The sequence below is a fragment of the Enterovibrio coralii genome (assembly GCF_001559595.1).
GTDB classification, from domain to species: domain Bacteria; phylum Pseudomonadota; class Gammaproteobacteria; order Enterobacterales; family Vibrionaceae; genus Enterovibrio; species Enterovibrio coralii.
On sequence record NZ_LNTY01000017.1, the window covers coordinates 131,733 to 148,434 of the forward strand.

13 protein-coding genes and 3 pseudogenes are annotated in these 16,702 nt (G+C 50.9%); 6 read left to right on the plus strand and 10 right to left on the minus strand.

All coding sequences use genetic code 11. The annotated features are described in order from the left end of the window. Positions 1-54 precede the first annotated feature (54 nt). From pfkA to ATN88_RS05790, 3 genes are all read right to left on the minus strand, one after another. A complete protein-coding gene (gene pfkA / locus ATN88_RS05780; protein ID WP_067412721.1) occupies positions 55-1,017 on the minus strand; it encodes a 6-phosphofructokinase in 963 nt (320 codons plus the stop codon). Positions 1,018-1,280: 263 nt separating this feature from the next. Then, positions 1,281-2,177 (minus strand): CDF family cation-efflux transporter FieF, encoded by an 897-nt coding sequence (fieF, locus tag ATN88_RS05785; RefSeq protein ID WP_067412724.1) that lies wholly within the window; start codon positions 2,175-2,177, stop codon positions 1,281-1,283. Between the two features lie 143 nt (positions 2,178-2,320). Then, positions 2,321-2,788, minus strand: coding sequence for a Spy/CpxP family protein refolding chaperone (locus ATN88_RS05790; RefSeq protein ID WP_067412728.1), 468 nt, complete (start codon positions 2,786-2,788; stop codon positions 2,321-2,323). 182 nt (positions 2,789-2,970) lie between these two features. On the opposite strand from ATN88_RS05790, the gene ATN88_RS05795 reads away from it, so the two are divergent. The 3 genes and pseudogenes from ATN88_RS05795 (at position 2,971) to ATN88_RS05805 (ending at position 6,868) form a co-directional block, all read left to right on the plus strand. Next, on the plus strand, positions 2,971-3,666 hold the full coding sequence (locus ATN88_RS05795) for a response regulator (RefSeq protein WP_067412733.1): 696 nt from the start codon (positions 2,971-2,973) through the stop codon (positions 3,664-3,666). Next, a pseudogene (cpxA, locus tag ATN88_RS05800) lies at positions 3,666-5,046 on the plus strand (envelope stress sensor histidine kinase CpxA). Before ATN88_RS05795 ends, cpxA begins: the two are co-directional and overlap by 1 nt. Positions 5,047-5,197: 151 nt before the next feature. Then, positions 5,198-6,868 carry a methyl-accepting chemotaxis protein gene (locus tag ATN88_RS05805; protein WP_232312844.1) on the plus strand — a complete coding sequence of 557 codons (1,671 nt, stop codon included), beginning with the start codon at positions 5,198-5,200 and terminating at the stop codon, positions 6,866-6,868. Between the two features lie 54 nt (positions 6,869-6,922). Here the strand turns inward: ATN88_RS05805 and ATN88_RS05810 are convergent, their stop codons facing one another. Beyond that, positions 6,923-7,387 carry a tRNA (cytidine(34)-2'-O)-methyltransferase gene (locus ATN88_RS05810; RefSeq protein WP_067412736.1) on the minus strand — a complete coding sequence of 155 codons (465 nt, stop codon included), beginning with the start codon at positions 7,385-7,387 and terminating at the stop codon, positions 6,923-6,925. 130 nt (positions 7,388-7,517) lie between these two features. After that, entirely contained in the window at positions 7,518-8,288 is a 771-nt protein-coding gene (gene tpiA, locus ATN88_RS05815) for a triose-phosphate isomerase (RefSeq protein ID WP_067412740.1), read from the minus strand. A gap of 279 nt (positions 8,289-8,567) precedes the next feature. Here tpiA and ATN88_RS05820 point away from each other — a divergent pair, with 279 nt between their 5' ends. After that, positions 8,568-8,921, plus strand: a complete 354-nt coding sequence (locus ATN88_RS05820; protein ID WP_067412743.1) for a 5-carboxymethyl-2-hydroxymuconate Delta-isomerase — start codon at positions 8,568-8,570, stop codon at positions 8,919-8,921. Between the two features lie 38 nt (positions 8,922-8,959). On the opposite strand, the gene ATN88_RS05825 is transcribed toward ATN88_RS05820, so the two are convergent. The 3 genes and pseudogenes from ATN88_RS05825 to ATN88_RS05840 all read right to left on the minus strand — a co-directional run bounded on the left by ATN88_RS05825 (position 8,960) and on the right by ATN88_RS05840 (position 10,961). Beyond that, the gene (locus ATN88_RS05825; RefSeq protein ID WP_067412746.1) at positions 8,960-9,238 is read right to left on the minus strand and encodes a DUF3135 domain-containing protein; all 279 of its coding nucleotides are present in this window, start codon (positions 9,236-9,238) and stop codon (positions 8,960-8,962) included. Between the two features lie 340 nt (positions 9,239-9,578). Next, positions 9,579-10,322, minus strand: a complete 744-nt coding sequence (locus ATN88_RS05835) for a ferredoxin--NADP reductase (protein WP_067412753.1) — start codon at positions 10,320-10,322, stop codon at positions 9,579-9,581. Between the two features lie 19 nt (positions 10,323-10,341). Further along, a pseudogene (locus ATN88_RS05840) lies at positions 10,342-10,961 on the minus strand (helix-turn-helix transcriptional regulator). Between the two features lie 377 nt (positions 10,962-11,338). On the opposite strand from ATN88_RS05840, the pseudogene ATN88_RS05845 reads away from it, so the two are divergent. Both ATN88_RS05845 and ATN88_RS05850 read left to right on the plus strand, forming a co-directional pair. Then, positions 11,339-12,362: pseudogene (locus ATN88_RS05845) on the plus strand (HlyD family secretion protein). A 46-nt stretch (positions 12,363-12,408) separates the two neighbouring features. Further along, positions 12,409-13,893, plus strand: coding sequence for a DHA2 family efflux MFS transporter permease subunit (locus ATN88_RS05850; protein WP_157490665.1), 1,485 nt, complete (start codon positions 12,409-12,411; stop codon positions 13,891-13,893). A 62-nt stretch (positions 13,894-13,955) separates the two neighbouring features. On the opposite strand, the gene glpX is transcribed toward ATN88_RS05850, so the two are convergent. Then, positions 13,956-14,963 (minus strand): class II fructose-bisphosphatase, encoded by a 1,008-nt coding sequence (gene glpX / locus ATN88_RS05855; RefSeq protein ID WP_067412760.1) that lies wholly within the window; start codon positions 14,961-14,963, stop codon positions 13,956-13,958. Positions 14,964-15,146: 183 nt separating this feature from the next. Then, positions 15,147-16,652, minus strand: a complete 1,506-nt coding sequence (gene glpK / locus ATN88_RS05860; protein ID WP_067412764.1) for a glycerol kinase GlpK — start codon at positions 16,650-16,652, stop codon at positions 15,147-15,149. Positions 16,653-16,702 lie beyond the last annotated feature (50 nt).

The following is a 16,702-nucleotide window of genomic DNA, read 5'->3' on the forward strand; positions in this document are numbered from 1 at the left end:
CACAAACAAAAAACGGAGCCAAAGGCTCCGTTTTCTTTTTTCGACAACGCTGAATTAGAACAGCTTGGTTGCCACGTCGAACAGATCCTGACGGAACGGACGACGCATGTTGTCGATAGCATCGATGATGTCGTGGTGTACCAGTTGTTCATTCTGGATACCCACACAACGACCACCGTGACCTTCGATAAGAAGGTCTACCGCGTAAGCACCCATGCGAGATGCCAAAATACGGTCGAATGCGCGAGGCTGACCACCACGCTGGATGTGACCTAGGATGGTTGCACGCGTTTCACGGCCAGTTTCTGCTTCAATGTAGCGAGCAAGCTCGTTGGTGTCAGTCATCAGCTCAGTGATTGCGATGATTGCGTGTTTCTTGCCTTTGTAGATACCTTCTTTGATCTTCGCCAGCAGGTTTTCTTTGTTCAGGCCGATTTCAGGCGTGATGAAGTATTCACAGCCGCCTGCGATAGACGCAGCCAGCGTCAGGTCACCACAGTGACGACCCATGACTTCAACGATAGAGATGCGCTGGTGAGAAGAAGACGTATCACGCAGGCGGTCAATCGCTTCTACGACTGTGTTCAGCGCAGTCAGATAACCGATGGTGTAATCAGTGCCTGGAATGTCGTTGTCGATAGTGCCTGGCAGACCGATACATGGGAAACCCATTTCAGTCAGTTTCTTCGCACCCATGTATGAACCGTCACCACCGATCACAACCAGTGCTTCGATGCCGTGCATTTTCATGTTCTGGATAGCTTGCTCACGTACTTTCTCGTCTTTGAACTCAGGGAAACGTGCTGAGCCCAAGAAAGTACCGCCTTTGTTGATAATGTCTGACACGCTAGTGCGGTTCAGCTTCTCAATGCGGTTCTGATGAAGACCCTGATAGCCGTCGTAAACACCAAACACTTCCAGACCTTCACTCAACGCAGCGCGAACAACGCCACGAATCGCTGCATTCATACCCGGGGCGTCGCCGCCACTGGTCAAAACACCAATTTTACTAACCATGGTTACCCTCTGACTTTGGGAATTGAAATTTCAAATCCATTGATCGCATGTCTCGGCATCTAGCCTCACACCCTGCTTCCCTCAGGAAAGTCTTAATGGGTATCGCGGGTTTGCCTCAGTCATGCGTGACGTGCAAGTTTATATCGCAAGCAGCGTCATTAAAACTGTAACTTTCCTACTTATGAAAGACTATTACAATTTTGCTAAGTATTTTCGTTGATAGAAATCAGTAAGCGTTACAAATTTTCGCGACACAACAAGGATTAATTTTGTTCTCGCGGTGAATTTCCCACAACTGAAACGGGATCTTGATGGATGATGATATCCGCGCCCGGAAATGCGACTTCAAGGAGATCCTCTACCTCTTCCGCAATTCGGTGTGCGTCTACCAGCTTTAATTCATCATTTAGCTCAAGGTGCAGTTGCATAAAACGGGTCGGTCCTGCCTGACGGGTTCTTAAATCATGCACACCCTGTACACCCGCCACGCTTGATGCCAGCGTAAAGATTTTTTCTTGCTCTTCCGGTGGCAATTGACGGTCGAGCAAAGACTGCACCGCTTCATGCGCCATCTTGAACGCACTGTAGAGAATGAACGCACCGATAGCGATAGCAAATACCGCATCGGCCATTTTGATGCCGTACCACGCAAGGCCCAGTGCCGCCATGATGGCAAGGTTCATCAGCAAATCCGATTGGTAATGCAAGGAGTCGGCTGAAATGGCCTGACTGCCTGTCTTGCGCACCACCCATTTTTGGAACAGAACCAGCACACCCGTCAGCAACGTCGCAATGGCACTCACCACCACACCGGCTTCAGGGTTACGAAGCTCTGCGGGGTTATATAAACGCTCAAGGCCACTCAGGATAAGGAAGAAAGCGGAGCCAACAATAAAGGCAGCTTGCGCAAGCGCAGCAAGGGATTCGGCTTTTCCGTGCCCAAATCGGTGCTCGTCATCGGCAGGCTGAAGCGCGTAACGCACCACGACCAAGTTGGTGATGGATGCCAAAAGGTCAATGAGAGAATCGACGAGAGAGGCGAGCAAACTGATGGAGTCGGTATACCACCAGGTGAAAATTTTCATCAAAAGGAGTACGGTGGCTGTGATGGTGGCTGCCCATGCCGCCATCTGCACTAAGCGGGCGTATTTCTGAGTCATATTTGGAACGTGGTCAAAATAAGTGCAAAGAGTATAACGCTTTTTACCTCGTTGAGTCTGTGTTGAATCAATAGTTGAAACAGAAAAGCAGCATGCCGGCAAAGGCCGGCATGAAGGGATACGCTCTCAGCAGTGATTGGCGATTAGCCGTGGTGTGACATGCGCTTTTGGTGACGCTCTGCCATTTTCGCCATGTTTTCTTTCACCTGCTCTTTTTGCTCAGGCGTTAGAATGCTCATCATCTCGTGGCGTTTTTTCGCCATCTCGATGCGACGCTCTAGCTGCTGCTGAGACATCTTCTCTGCCAGTGCTCGCACTGCAGCTTCATCAAAGTTGTCAGCCAGCATCAGATCTTGCATTTGTTGGCGCTCTTCCATCATTTGTGTGCGGAATTCGCCTTTGTTTGCACGCATTTCTTCGCGATTTTGCTCACGCAGGGTGCGCAGCTCATCTTTTTGTGTTTCAGTCAGTTCAACACCGCGCAGCAGGTGTTTACCACCCATCATGCCTTTGCCGTCATGATGACCGCCGCCAAACGCCATGGCAGACATAGAACCCATCATCAATGGAAGTGCGATAACAGTAGCAGCAATACGTTTAGAAAATTTCATGGTGTGTTCTCCGGTTTCATGTGTTGTGTCGCTTGTTGGAAGTAACTTTACCCACTGGGACGTAAACCGGTGTGCTGACTAAGTAAAGCAATGTAAAGGCGGGTAAACCTGTGATTTACGCATGGAATCGCACAGGCGATTGGCAGATACTAGAATCAGTGACGAACTATAAGGCAAAACCCATGGCGCACATTCTTCTTATCGACGATGACACCGAACTGACGAGCTTATTAAAAGACCTGCTTGAGCTGGAAGGCTACAACGTAGACATTGCCAACAATGGTCAACAAGGGCTGGAAAAGATCAGTGACGAGGTCGATTTGGTTTTGCTGGACGTCATGATGCCTGTCCTGAATGGGATGGAAACCCTACGCAGACTGCGCGACCAATGGGAAACACCAGTGCTGATGCTAACCGCCAAAGGTGAAGAAATTGACCGCGTGATGGGGTTAGAGCTGGGTGCGGATGATTACCTACCTAAACCGTTTAGCGATCGTGAGCTTTTGGCGCGCATGCGTGCGATCTTGCGCCGAACGGCAAAGAACAGTGACGAAAAGCGTGGAGAAGAGGCGCAGGACAAGCTTGAGTATCAAGATATCGTCATCTTCCCGGGCAAAATGGAAGTCTACTGCCAATCCCAACTGATTGACTTGACTGGCACCGAAACTGCGCTGTTGACGTACCTTGTGAAACAGCCGGGCAGCATTGTTGCCAAGGCAGATATCAGCCTTAATGTCCTCGGCAAGCGTCTAGCACCCTTTGATCGCGCCATCGACATGCACATTTCCAACATTCGTAAGAAATTGCCTGAGCGTGACGATGGCAAACCACGTATCAAAACCTTACGTGGTCGTGGTTACCTGCTGGTGGAAGCGTAATGAAATTGCCGACAATCAAAAGCCTCTATGGCCGTATCTTTGCCATCTTCTGGCTGACGCTATTGTTGGTGCTGATTGCTGTTTTGGCCGCTCAACAAGCTGACCCGCGCCAGCAGCATGAACTGCCGTTGTCGTCAAAAGTGAAGCTGCAAAAGGTCGCAGACAACATCTCCGACAGGTTAATCAAAATGCCGGGCGGGTTGTCGGACAACCTCGAAAAAGTGCAGAAAAGCTTTTCAGAGCGCGGTGGCATGAAGGTGTATTTCACCAATCTTGAGGGCGAAGTGTTCAACCAAAGGCACCATCATGGTGGCAGCCGCACGCTGAAAAACTTCACCTCCATTTCTGATGATCCTGAAAACCCGCAGCAGCGTTTATACGGACGCTGGATGCTGGCCGGCCCTTTCTTAATCGATGACGGCTACTCCGAAGCCTTGATGTATGTCGGCAGGATGTGGCGCGAGGCACCGCCGTTCTACGCACAGATTTGGATAAACCGTTCCAGCTTTGCTGGTGACTATGGTGGTCAGCACGCCGCTGCTCTTGTGGCTTGCCTGGGCATTAAGTCGCCCGGCCAGACGCATGCAAGCGGCGGCAGAGCGCGTGGCGGAAGGGCGCTTGGACATTGACCCTAGTCTTGAAAAAGGGCCGCGAGAATTCCAACAGGCGGGAGCCAGCTTCAACCAAATGGTGACGGCACTGAATCAAATGATCAGTGGGCAGCAACGTTTGTTATCGGATATTTCTCACGAGCTACGCTCACCGCTGACGCGCCTTCGCATGGCCAATGCGCTGGCGATACGCAAACAAGGTGAAAGCCAAGAATTGACGCGTATTGATACTGAAGCCGAGCGCATGGAGCAGATGATTGCAGACTTGCTGTCACTTTCTCGTATGCAGCTCAATAGCCATGCGGAGCGCGAAACCTATACCCTTGAAGAGCTTTGGCTGACCCTACTGGAAGATGCGGAATTTGAAGCCGAGCAACACAGTAAGCTGTTGACGTACCAAACTATCCCGTCTGCCAGTATCGACGGTAATGGCCCACTGCTTTGCAGTGCACTCGAGAATGTGGTGCGCAATGCGATCAAATACGCCAATCACTCGGTAGAGGTGTCATTTTCGATTGCTGGTCGTGAGCTGAAAGTGATGGTCAGTGACGATGGCGAAGGTGTGCCGCAAGAAATGTTGGCCGATATTTTCAGGCCGTTTTACCGCGTGTCGACAGCGCGAGACCGCGCCAGCGGCGGCACAGGGCTTGGTCTTGCCATCACTGACAGTGCGATGCGACAGCACAACGGCAAAGCCGAGGCCAGCATCAATGCCAAAGGCGGACTAACGGTAACCTTGGTGTTTGGTCTCATCAATACAGCTAAGTAACCAGCCCAATTAAATAAATCTCTAAAAACTCTCGAGTAATGTCTCATTTTCGAGAGTTATTGCTAACCTTAGAGAAGCGGCTGTGTCTTGTTGACACAGCACTCTCGACTTTGACGCGCGAAACCCGCGTTTTTTAAGGAGTGGTTAGCTTATGTCCTCTCAGATGACCATCAAACAACGACTCACTATGTTCGTCGCATTGGTGTGCGGTATACAAATCGTTGTTGGTGCTTTTATCTTCTACAAACTGGCCTACATTGAAGGCCATGTGCAAGGAGTGGCGCACCGTGACATTCCAGTTCTTGAATCAATTAGCAAGGCAACGGAGCATCAAGTAGAGCAGCGGGTGCATTACAATAAAGCGTTTCGTTATGCGCTAGAAATTGGCAAAGAGCCCAATGCAGAAGCGAACTATGCCAAGGAAAAAGCGTATTTTTACGAGCTTGGTGAAAAAGTCGACAAAGACAAAAAACAGATCAAAACACTGCTTGCCGACGGTGTAGCAAGTGGCACACCAGAAGAAAAACGAGCCTTCACTGCGGCTGACGCCAAACTCACTGACATAGTTACACTCCACGAAAAATGGATGGTGCATGTAGAGGATGTATTCAAAGAGCTCGAAGGTGGACACTTCCATGAAGCAGAAGTGCTCGACGAGGTGGTGGGTCAAGAAGCTGAAACAACCACCAAGATGGTGGACAGCCTTCTAACCGATGTCGGTAAATTCACCGAGGCGGCTGTGATTGATATCGAAAAAAGGGCCGTCATTCTGGAGTACACAGTGGTCGGCTCGATAGTTCTGGCTCTCATTGTCGCCATCATCATGTCGAAGATTATTCTCAACCGTATTTATGCAGGTCTTAACAAAGTCTCTGCTGCACTTGCCGTGCAAGCGGCGGGGGATTTTAGTCGCGCCGGTATTGTTGATGAACCGGGTATTATCGGTGAGCTGCAAAAGAACATGGAAGGTACGCGTAAAAGTACCAATGCCATGATTGCGAAGGTGGCTAACGAGGTGTCTGAAGCCGTGAACGCACTGAACGCGGCCTCGCAATCAGTCAAACAAAACAGTGATGCACAAAGCGGCGAGATCATGCAAGTGGCGACAGCGGTAAATGAAATGTCGGCCACGGCACAGGAGATTGCGAACAATGCATCCCTGACCCAAAGCGCGACTGAAAGCGCGTCGTCGCAATCGTCTGAGTCGATGCGCGTGAACAACGAAGCCATGAACCAAACCCAAGAGCTGATTGAAAGCCTGACACAAAGTAGTGCGGCACTGACAGAGCTTGAGAAGAACAGTGGTAACATCACCTCTGTACTGGACGTGATTAAAGGTATCGCTGAGCAAACTAACTTGCTGGCATTGAACGCGGCGATCGAGGCGGCTCGTGCGGGTGAGCAAGGCCGTGGCTTTGCGGTGGTAGCAGATGAGGTGCGAAGCCTTGCGCAGCGCACTCATGACTCGACCTCTGAGATTGAAACCATGATTGCCCAGCTAAGCTCGGTGACCAAAGAAGCGGTCGATACCATGCAAAAAAGCTGTGAAATGGGCGACAAAACCATTGAGTTGGCGCGTCAGGCTGGCGATTACTTGTCACAAGCAGGCGAGGCAACCACGCAGGTGACGGACATGAACCTTCAAGTGGCGAGTGCTGCCGACCAGCAAAGCAGCGTGGTGGAAGAAGTGAATATCAACGTTAACAAGATCAGCGAGATGTCGGCGCAAAGTGCGCAAGAGGTGGACAGCTTAGTGCAAGCGACCAACAAGCTGAATCAAATCGCACGAGACCTGCAACAATCTGTGGGTCGAACAGGCTAACCGGCAACACAATTAAAAAAGCAGGCTTCGGCCTGCTTTTTTATTGGAATATTTTTAGATGCCGCCTTGGAAGCCCAGTTGACGCCATGCTTCGTAACAGATGATAGACACTGAGTTCGACAGGTTCAGGCTGCGGCTACTTGGCATCATAGGCACACGGATACGGTGCTCAGGGTCGAAAGCGTTTCGCACATCATCGGGTAGACCACAGGTTTCCGAGCCAAACAAGAACACATCACCTTCTTGGTAGCTGACATCCGCATGCGGGCGGCTGCCTTTGGTGGTGCACGCAAAGATGCGACGATCACCCATGGCTTCAAGGAAGGCTTGATAATTTGGGTAGCGGGTAACATTGGTCAGATCGTGATAATCGAGGCCAGCGCGGCGCAGCTTTTTCTCTTCAAAATCGAAGCCTAACGGCTCGATAAGGTGCAGCTTGCAGCCGGTGTTTGCCGCTAGGCGAATAATGTTGCCGGTGTTTGGCGCAATTTGTGGCTCGTGTAACGCGATATGAAACATGGTCTACCGTGGGCGTGAACAAAGAGAAAAGGAAGTATAACGGTGAGAGGTTTTCACCATCAAGACGAGTGAAAACAAAAAGGAGAAGCCGGGGCTTCTCCTTTGTTCTCACTAGCGAGGCTAATGGAAATTAGTTTTTCGCTTTTGCTGCTGCTTTTGCGATAGCTGCGAAGCTGTCAGCAACCAGTGCTGCGCCACCAACCAGTGCACCATCGATGTCTGGCTGTGCGAAGTACGCTTCTGCGTTTTCTGGCTTAACAGAACCGCCGTATTGGATAACAACGTTCTTCGCCACTTCTTCGCTCTTCGCTGCGATGTGTGCGCGGATTGCTGCGTGGATGCGCTGTGCGTCATCTGCAGTTGCTGCTTTACCTGTGCCGATAGCCCAGATTGGTTCGTACGCGATTACCGCGCCGTTCAGCGCTTCAACACCTTGAGTGTCGATCACTGCGTCCAGCTGACGTGCACATACTGCAACGGTTTCGCCTGCTTCGTTTTGTGCTTCAGATTCACCGATACACAGAACAGGTACCAGACCGTGCTCTTTCAGGAATGCGAATTTCTTAGCAACGAACTCGTCAGACTCTGCGTGGTATTCACGACGCTCTGAGTGACCGATGATGATGTGAGTCGCACCGAAATCTTTCAGCATTTCCGGAGAAATGTCACCAGTGAACGCGCCGCTCGCGTTCAGGTCTACGTTCTGAGAGCCCAGCAGGATTTTGCTCTCTGCTTTGCCCAGCAGTTGCTCTGCCAGATCCAGGTACATTACTGGTGGCGCGATAGCAACATCTACACCTTCAACGCCAGCAAGTTCTGCGTCCAGACCTTTGATCAGATCCGCTACCATGGCTTTACTGCCGTTCAGTTTCCAGTTACCCATTACCAATGGACGGCGCATAGGAATTCCTCCGTAATCCAATTATCGAAATTCAGTTTCGGCAACGATAACAGTGCTGCTGTCAGCGTTCCCTGTCCAAAATCATAAATGCGATCGTTTGTACTCGTTTTAGGGTCAAATGTGAACCTTTGAGTAACAAAATTTCGTTATTTATTTTCGGGACAACGTGGTTAAGTCCATGATGCGTCAATGTGATCTGATGAAAATAATCACCCCTCCAGTAACATTCGCTCTAATGGATGGAGTAAAGTGGCTCATTATCGTAACAAGGAGTAAGTTATGCCTCATATTGTCATGGAATATAGTGACCCGGTGTCAGAGCGCGTAAATGTGGGCCAGTTGTTGGAAGACTTACATAAAACGGCGATTGGCAGTGGGGAGTTTGACCCGAGTGATGTGAAGTCTCGTGCCTACGCATCCCACGAGTGGCTGGTGGCGGAAGCGGACAACCAAGAAGACTTTATTCATGTCACCTTGTGGTTGTTGTCTGGGCGGGATGAAAAGCAAAAGCACAACTTAAGCCATGCCTTTTTGGATGTGATGCAACAGCATGCACCAGAAGTGGCGAGCTTGTCGGTCGACGTGCGTGATATGGACAGGCGTTGGTACGCTAAAGTAAAACGCGAGGACTGAAAAAAGCGGCGGTGGCGAACCACCGCTCAAAAACTGAGTTAGCCCTCAGCAGCCAGAGAGTCTCTGCCTTGCTTCGGATGCAATGTAGTGACGGTTGCGCTTTGCTCAGTTAAAGCTGATGGGTTATTGATGGCGGTTGAGAATCGGTCAAACTGGCGCATCAGCTCTTTCATCAACAGCGCATTGACATGATTTGGGTTCTTACCCGTTTCAATCACACGGTTGATGTGGCTCATCTGGGCACGCAGTTTAGGCTGCATGCTTTCGCTCGCGCTCTGAATGATCTCTTCACTCATCTCGATACGCAGTGCTTCCAGTGCTTGTGGATCCTTTTCCGCTAACGCTTTTAATTCGTCAAATGAAGCAACGTTTTCATGGCATTACTCCTCTGTCTGCGCATGACTTGCCTTTGAATATACGGTTATAAAATGAGCAATCAATCACACTTGCGACTCATATGTGAGACCGTATCTGTCAATCAATTCGGTGTGTTTTGCCCTTGATACAGATAATTGTCTGATCGCTGACGGAAACATGCTGTCCGGTATAACGAAGTCTCAAATAAGAGAATCTGTAAAAAAGTTCGTGATTTTTGTTGATGGCGGGGAAAAGGCACAAAAAAACGAGCCCGAGGCTCGCTTTTTCTTTGGGTGATGATTACCAGTATTGCTCAACAGTGATATTGCCTGGCTTCTTACGAAGGTTCTTTTCCAGACCTTTTTGCAGCAGTAACGCTTTGACGTCTTTTACCATTTGCGGATTACCACACAGCATGACTTGGCTTTGTTCGGCGGTGAAGGGGAAGCCAACCACTCGCTCTAACATGCCGTCTTCCAAGGCATGGGTAATACGGCCAGAAAGGGCACCCGCTTTCGGCTCACGGCTGACAAATGGCTGGACAATCAGTTGGTCGCTGTAGGTCTTTTTCAGCGCATTGATTTCCGCTTGGTAGCTAAGGTCGGCAGAAAAACGTACCGCATGGACTAACACCACTTTGCGAAAACGCTGCCACACCTCTTCTTCTTGAAGAATGGAAAGAAACGGCCCCAATGCAGTACCAGTTGATAGCATCCAAAGGTGCTCGCCTTGTGGGATTTCCTCAAGGGTGAAAAAGCCCGTGGCGTCTTTGGTGATCATCACAGTATCACCAGCTTCTAATTCGTGCAGGCGTGGCGAGAGCAGGCCATCGGCGACACGGGTAGCGTAAATCTCAATGTATTTACTGGATGGGGCGTTAACGTAGGAGTAGGCGCGTTGCACCAGCTTGCCGTCGATTTCGAGCCCAAGCTTGGCAAATTGCCCAGCGGTAAAGGGCGCGACATCCGCGTCGAGGACGAGGCTGAACAGATCTTTATTCCAGCGTCGGTTTTCGATAACTTCTGCTTTGATCCATGTTGCCATACACCCTCCTTAAACGTTTTTATTCGCGAGCTTGTACCTTGTATGTGCAGCGGCGCTGCCCTTCAATGATGTGTTCGTCTCTCGTTACTTTGTAATCGTTGCCGAGGACGGTCTTGAATATGTTCTTTTCGGATTTACACAGTGCAGGACAACGCTTTGCAGCCTGACAGATGGGGCAGTGGTTTTCGATCAACAGGAACCCATCTTCTGTTTCCTGTAGCTCGGCCATATAACCTTCTTTCTCTCTAAGATACGCCAAGGTTTCTAATTTAGCCTTTAAATTATGGCAATCTTTGAGCGCATCGCGGTATTGGTGCAACGTTCTTTCTTCCCGTTGCTGAATGACTTTGGCAAGACCGCTCTCACCAAACAGGCTTTCTACCGAGTCGATGACGGAAATGGCCAGATCGCCATGACTGTCCGCAAAGCGGCGGTGGCCCTCGGCTGTCAAAGACCAGTGGCGAGTCGGAGACCCACTTTGACGCGAATATCACTGAAGTCGACCAGTCCATCATCTTCCATAGCCTGCAAATGCTGGCGAATGCCCATGGTGGTCATTCCCATTTCATCCGCTAACGTGCGAGCGCTGATCGCTCCTTCACGTTTAATCTTATGCAGGATCTTATCGACTGTTTTCATCGCGCTGTGGTCACTCCCTTTAATACTTCCCTCTCTTTCATTCTCTGACGGCAGATTGTGTTGATTCAAAAAGTTCGTGTGCCAGAAACGGAGATGGGCTTTCTCACATTATGAAGGGTGGGAGCTAAATAAAGCAATGTCTTTACTAATTTATTGCCGGTGTTCGCTCACATCATTTTTCATTAACGGAGAAATACATTTCAGTTTTAGAGGTTTGCAAAAAGATTGCTGGTGTCACAATGATAAGCCCCATCAAAAAAATCGTCTCCAATTCAGCAGCTGCCCCACAAATTCGAAATGGATTACTAGACTTGTTGCTATTCAAGCCTACAGCGAGGCTGCTGGTTTAGGACGTCAGACGGCCATCAGGAGGTCGCATGGAAGAGAAAAAATCGTTTCCGATTAAGAACCTAATCATTTTAGTTGCGATTGCAGCAGTGCTAGTAGCGGCGGGATATCTCTATGTTCGCCACCAAGAACAGTACCCGAGCACCGACGACGCATACATTCATGGCAACATTCTTTACCTCGCTCCTCAAGTCAGCGGCCAGCTGATTGAAGTGAATGTGGCGGACTTCCAACATGTAGACAAAGGCATGTTGATTGCGCGCATTAACCCTGCGCCTTACCAAGCGCGATTTGAGCAAGCCAGAGCGGCTTATGAAAACGCTACGTCGGCAAACAAAGCCACCAGTGATGCGATTGTGGGTGCCAGTGCGCAAATCAAGTCCGCGTCAGCGCAGCTTTTAGATATTCAGGAAAAATACCGCCGCAATATGGCACTGGTTGAGCGTGGCGTATTGTCTCGTCAACAAGGTGATGATCTAAAAGCTGAGTTAGCCGCTGCGAAGAACAACTTAGATGTCGCACGTGCACGCATGTCGCAGCTTATCAGCGAGCAAGGCGCATCAGGTAACGAAGCACCGGCAGTGAAACAAGCCGCTGCCGCGTTGTCTGAAGCATCGCTGAACTTGTCCTACACCGAAATCATTGCGCCGTCTTCTGGCATGGTGGGCGACGTGAATGTGCGTCCGGGCAGTGTCGTCGCAACCGGCCAATCAATGATGCCGCTGGTGGAAGACAACTCGTTTTGGGTTCAAGCGAACTACAAAGAAGGGGACATCGGTTACATCAAACCCGGTATGACGGCGACTGTCGTGTTGGATATGTATCCTGACACGGCGTTTAAAGGCGCAGTACAAGCGATTTCACCTGCAAGCGGCTCGTCGTTTTCTCTGTTACCACCAGAAAACGCAACGGGTAACTGGGTGAAAGTGCCGCAGCGTTTCCCAGTGAAACTCTCGATCACGCCTGAGTCTGGTGAGCCACGCTTCGCGTGGTGCCAGTGCCACCGTCACCATTGATACGCTGACCAAGGTCGCAGCTGATGGTAGCAAGTAACGATAACGGCGGAGCCATCGCGCTGCCTGCGGGTGGCAACCGATTGATGATCACGGTCGCGGTGATGCTTTCCGCGATCATGGTGCTGCTCGACATGACCATCGCCAATGTGTCTTTGCCACACATGATGGGCGCATTGGGTGTGACCTCAGAGCAAGTCACTTGGGTGTTGACGTCTTACTCCATGGCGGAAGCGATTTGTATTCCGCTTGCGAGTTACCTCAGCCTTAAATTCGGTGTCAGACGTCTTCTGTTGGTGTCCGTGGCAGGCTTTATCGCCACCTCTGCTTTGTGTGGTCAGGCGGATACCCTGACAGAGATGATTGTGTTCCGCATTATGCAGGGCGCGTTTGGCGCCTCGGTGATCCCGCTGTCGCAATCCATCATGGTGCAGATTTATCCGCCAGAAGAGCGCGGTAAGGCCATGGCCCTGTTTTCCGTGGGTGTGCTGCTTGGGCCAATCTTGGGCCCGACCGTGGGTGGCGTTATCACAGAGAACATGGACTGGCGCTGGATTTTCTATGTGAATGTGCCAGTCGGTATTCTCTGTTTGACCTTGCTTGCGGTCTTTGTGCGTTTGGATGGACGCGGTAAACACTCGGTGGATTGGCCGCTGGTGTTCGGTATGGCAATCGGGATTGGCTTACTGCAGATGGTGCTTGAGCGAGGGAATCAGGATAACTGGTTTGCCTCCAACACCATTTTGTTTGCCTTTATCATTGCGGTGATTGCATGGGCGTTTTTCCTTATCCGCTCATTTCGAACCAAAGGCGACATCGCGCCGATGTGGCTGCTAAAAGACAGAAACCTTCTGCTGTCGTGTATCGTGATGACCGGCTTCTCCATGGGCATGTTTGGTATTACTCAGTTGCAGCCAATGATGCTGGAGCAGCTTTTGGGTTACCCGGTCGACACCACGGGCTTTGTGATGGCGCCGCGCGGGCTGGCGTCGGCCATTGTGCTGCTGTCCATCTCTCGGTTTATCGACAGGCTGGATCCGAGAAAACTCATTGTGATTGGCTTGCTGCTTAACGGCATCGGTAGCTTCTTTATGATGCGGTATTCGCTCGATATCGATATCTATTGGGTATTGTTGCCGAGCATCATCCAAGGTGCAGGCATGGGGCTGGTCTTTGCGCCGCTGAGCCAACTGGCGTATGCGACACTGGCACCGAATCAAGCCGTGGGTGGTGCCGTGGTGTTTAACCTTTGTCGTACGCTTGGTGGGTCGTTTGGTATTTCGATTGTGAATACCTACTTCAGCCAAATTCAGCAAAAAGAGTGGCATGCTCTGGGCGGCGGCTTAACACCAGATAATCCGTTGGTGCAGCAGTTTGCGGCGTCACAAGGCAAAGGCGTGACTGACCCAAGCTTTATCGCGACCTTGACGGATATGCTGCATCAACAATCAACGCTGCTGGCCTTTGTGTACACCTTTGGCTTTATCATGGTGTCCTACTTTGTGCTGATCCCGCTTTTGGCCTTGTTTAAACGGCCGGAGAAAAAGAAAGCGGCAACAAAAAGTGCCTAAACGCTCGAAAGCATAGAAACGAAAAAAGCACGCCTTGGCGTGCTTTTTTATGGGCCTCATCCTTACAGGATGATTTCTTTCACTGCGTCGTCTTTACGATCCAAGTAGTGGGTCGATTTGATGCGACGGATAGTGCGGCACTTACCACGGATCAACAGGGTTTCTGTGGTCGCGATGTTGCCTTTGCGCGCGATGCCTTCCAGCAGATCGCCTTTGGTGATGCCGGTTGCAGCGAAAATTACGTTATCGCTGCTCGCCATGTCTTCCATCTTCAGGCGGATATTGGTTTCAATACCCATCTCTTTACAGCGTGAAATTTCCAGCTCGCCCATGCGACGGTTTTCGTCGTTGTCTTCCTTCACTTCGTGGCGAGGAAGCAGACGACCGTTCATGTCACCGCCCAGTGCGCGGATAACGGCTGCCGATACCACACCTTCCGGTGCGCCGCCGATGCCGTACATCACGTCCACTTCGCTGTCTGGCATACAGGTCAGGATAGACGCTGCCACGTCACCGTCTGGGATCGCGAAGACTTTCACGCCCATTTCCTGCATTTCACGAATGGTCTCATCATGGCGAGGTTTTGCCAGCGTGGTAACAACCAGCTCGTCCAACGGCTTGCCGAGTGCCTTAGCGATGTTGATCAGGTTGTCGCGAATTGGCAGCTCGATATCGATGATGCCTTTTGCTTCAGGGCCAACAACCAGTTTTTCCATGTACATGTCTGGGGCTTTCAGGAAGGAGCCTTTTTCGCCCGCTGCCAATACTGCCAGCGCGTTTGACTGACCCATGGCGGTCATGCGGGTACCTTCGATTGGGTCAACCGCGATGTCTACCGCGTCGCCGCCCATACCGACTTTTTCACCGATGTAGAGCATAGGTGCTTCGTCGATTTCACCTTCACCGATAACAATCTCACCTTCAATCTCAGTCTTGTTGAGCAGAATACGCATAACCTCAACAGCCGCACCGTCCGCTGCGTTTTTGTCACCGCGGCCAAGCCACTTGTAACCCGCCAGTGCTGCGCCTTCTGTGACGCGTGAAAAAGCCATCGCTAAATCGCGTTTCATCCTAACTCCAGAGAATTTAATACGTGAAAGTGGGGTGTTGCCGACACCATTTTCGGCAACCAAAAAACTCGGCGCGGATTCTACCATAAGCCGAAAGTAAACGTTTGCGTTTTTGGAGATAGAAGCATAACGGCGTGATATCGCACGCCGTTATGAAAAAGGTGAAAATGTCGGAATGCGAGATTAGTGCTGTTCCCAGCCTTTTGAGCATTCTACTGCGCGTTGCCAGCCACGGTGGCGTCTTTCACGCTTGCCGTCATCCTCACACGGGTTGAAGATGCGGTCGATTTCAGATTTACCACGAAGCTCATCAATGCTGCCCCAAAAGCCGACAGCCAGACCGGCAAGATAGGCCGCACCTAGTGCGGTGACTTCGGTGACTTTTGGACGTTGTACTTCGGTGTTCAACACGTCGGATTGGAACTGCATCAGGAAGTTATTCGCGACCGCGCCGCCATCTACTTTAAGGAAATCGAGCTTGATGCCTGAATCGGCTTCCATGGCCGTCAACACATCGAGCGATTGATACGCAATGCTCTCCAGTGTGGCGCGGATGATGTGGTTAGCATTCACACCACGGGTAATACCGACGATGGTGCCACGCGCATACGGGTCCCAGTGCGGCGCACCAAGGCCTGTAAAGGCAGGCACAACATACACCCCGTTGCTGGTGCTAACTTGTGTCGCGAAGTATTCCGAGTCTTTGGCATCACGAATGAGCTTCATTTCATCTCGCAGCCATTGAATGGATGCGCCGCCCATAAACACCGCGCCTTCCAGCGCATACGCAACTTCACCTTTCGGGCCGCAGGCGAGGGTAGTGAGCAGGCCGTTCCGTGAGGTGACTTTCTCTTTGCCTGTGTTCATTAAAAGGAAACAGCCTGTGCCATAGGTGTTCTTGGCTTGTCCGGCGTCTACACACATTTGACCAAACAAAGCGGCTTGTTGATCGCCTGCAATCCCTGCGATTGGAATACGGGTGCCGCCTTTGCCGCCGATGTTGGTTTCGCCATACACGGCTGAAGAGGCTTTCACTTCCGGCATCATAGAGACCGGAATGTTTAAGGCATCAAGCAGCGTCGTGTCCCACTCCAGCGAGTTGATGTTAAACAGCATGGTACGGCTGGCATTGGTGTAATCAGTAACGTGAATGCGCCCTTGGGTCATCTTCCAAATCAGCCAAGTGTCGATGGTGCCAAACAGCAGGTCGCCTTTTTCGGCAAGTGCCTGTGCGCCCTCAACGTGGTCAAGAATCCACTTGATTTTGGTGCCGGAGAAGTAAGGGTCAACCACAAGGCCAGTGTTTTCGAGAATGTAGTCCTCGTAGCCGTCAGATTTGAGCTGCTCACAGATAGGGGCGGTGCGACGACACTGCCAAACAATGGCATTGTAGATAGGCTTGCCCGTGTGGCGGTTCCACACCACGGTGGTTTCGCGTTGGTTGGTGATACCAATGGCGGCCACTTGATCTGAGCGGATACCTGCTTTCCCCAAGGCTTCCACCAAGGTGGCACTCTGAGTGGCAAAAATCTCCAACGGGTCATGCTCTACCCAGCCAGATTCAGGATAAATCTGGGTAAACTCCCGTTGCGCTGCCGTGACGATGTTGGCGTCGTGATCCAGGATCACCGCCCGAGAGCTGGTGGTTCCCTGATCCAAAGCAACGACGTATTTTTGCTCGGTGCTCATAAGGTATCCTCTTCATATTGTTACTTAAAGCGTAGTGCTGGACGTGTAGA

Coding starts and splice junctions, on each gene's coding strand:
- pfkA (WP_067412721.1), bottom strand. CDS start 1,017: ATGGTTAGTAAAATTGGTGTTTTGACCAGTGGCGGCGACGCCCCGGGT.
- fieF (WP_067412724.1), bottom strand. CDS start 2,177: ATGACTCAGAAATACGCCCGCTTAGTGCAGATGGCGGCATGGGCAGCC.
- ATN88_RS05790 (WP_067412728.1), bottom strand. CDS start 2,788: ATGAAATTTTCTAAACGTATTGCTGCTACTGTTATCGCACTTCCATTG.
- ATN88_RS05795 (WP_067412733.1), top strand. CDS start 2,971: ATGGCGCACATTCTTCTTATCGACGATGACACCGAACTGACGAGCTTA.
- ATN88_RS05805 (WP_232312844.1), top strand. CDS start 5,198: ATGTCCTCTCAGATGACCATCAAACAACGACTCACTATGTTCGTCGCA.
- ATN88_RS05810 (WP_067412736.1), bottom strand. CDS start 7,387: ATGTTTCATATCGCGTTACACGAGCCACAAATTGCGCCAAACACCGGC.
- tpiA (WP_067412740.1), bottom strand. CDS start 8,288: ATGCGCCGTCCATTGGTAATGGGTAACTGGAAACTGAACGGCAGTAAA.
- ATN88_RS05820 (WP_067412743.1), top strand. CDS start 8,568: ATGCCTCATATTGTCATGGAATATAGTGACCCGGTGTCAGAGCGCGTA.
- ATN88_RS05835 (WP_067412753.1), bottom strand. CDS start 10,322: ATGGCAACATGGATCAAAGCAGAAGTTATCGAAAACCGACGCTGGAAT.
- ATN88_RS05850 (WP_157490665.1), top strand. CDS start 12,409: ATGATCACGGTCGCGGTGATGCTTTCCGCGATCATGGTGCTGCTCGAC.
- glpX (WP_067412760.1), bottom strand. CDS start 14,963: ATGAAACGCGATTTAGCGATGGCTTTTTCACGCGTCACAGAAGGCGCA.
- glpK (WP_067412764.1), bottom strand. CDS start 16,652: ATGAGCACCGAGCAAAAATACGTCGTTGCTTTGGATCAGGGAACCACC.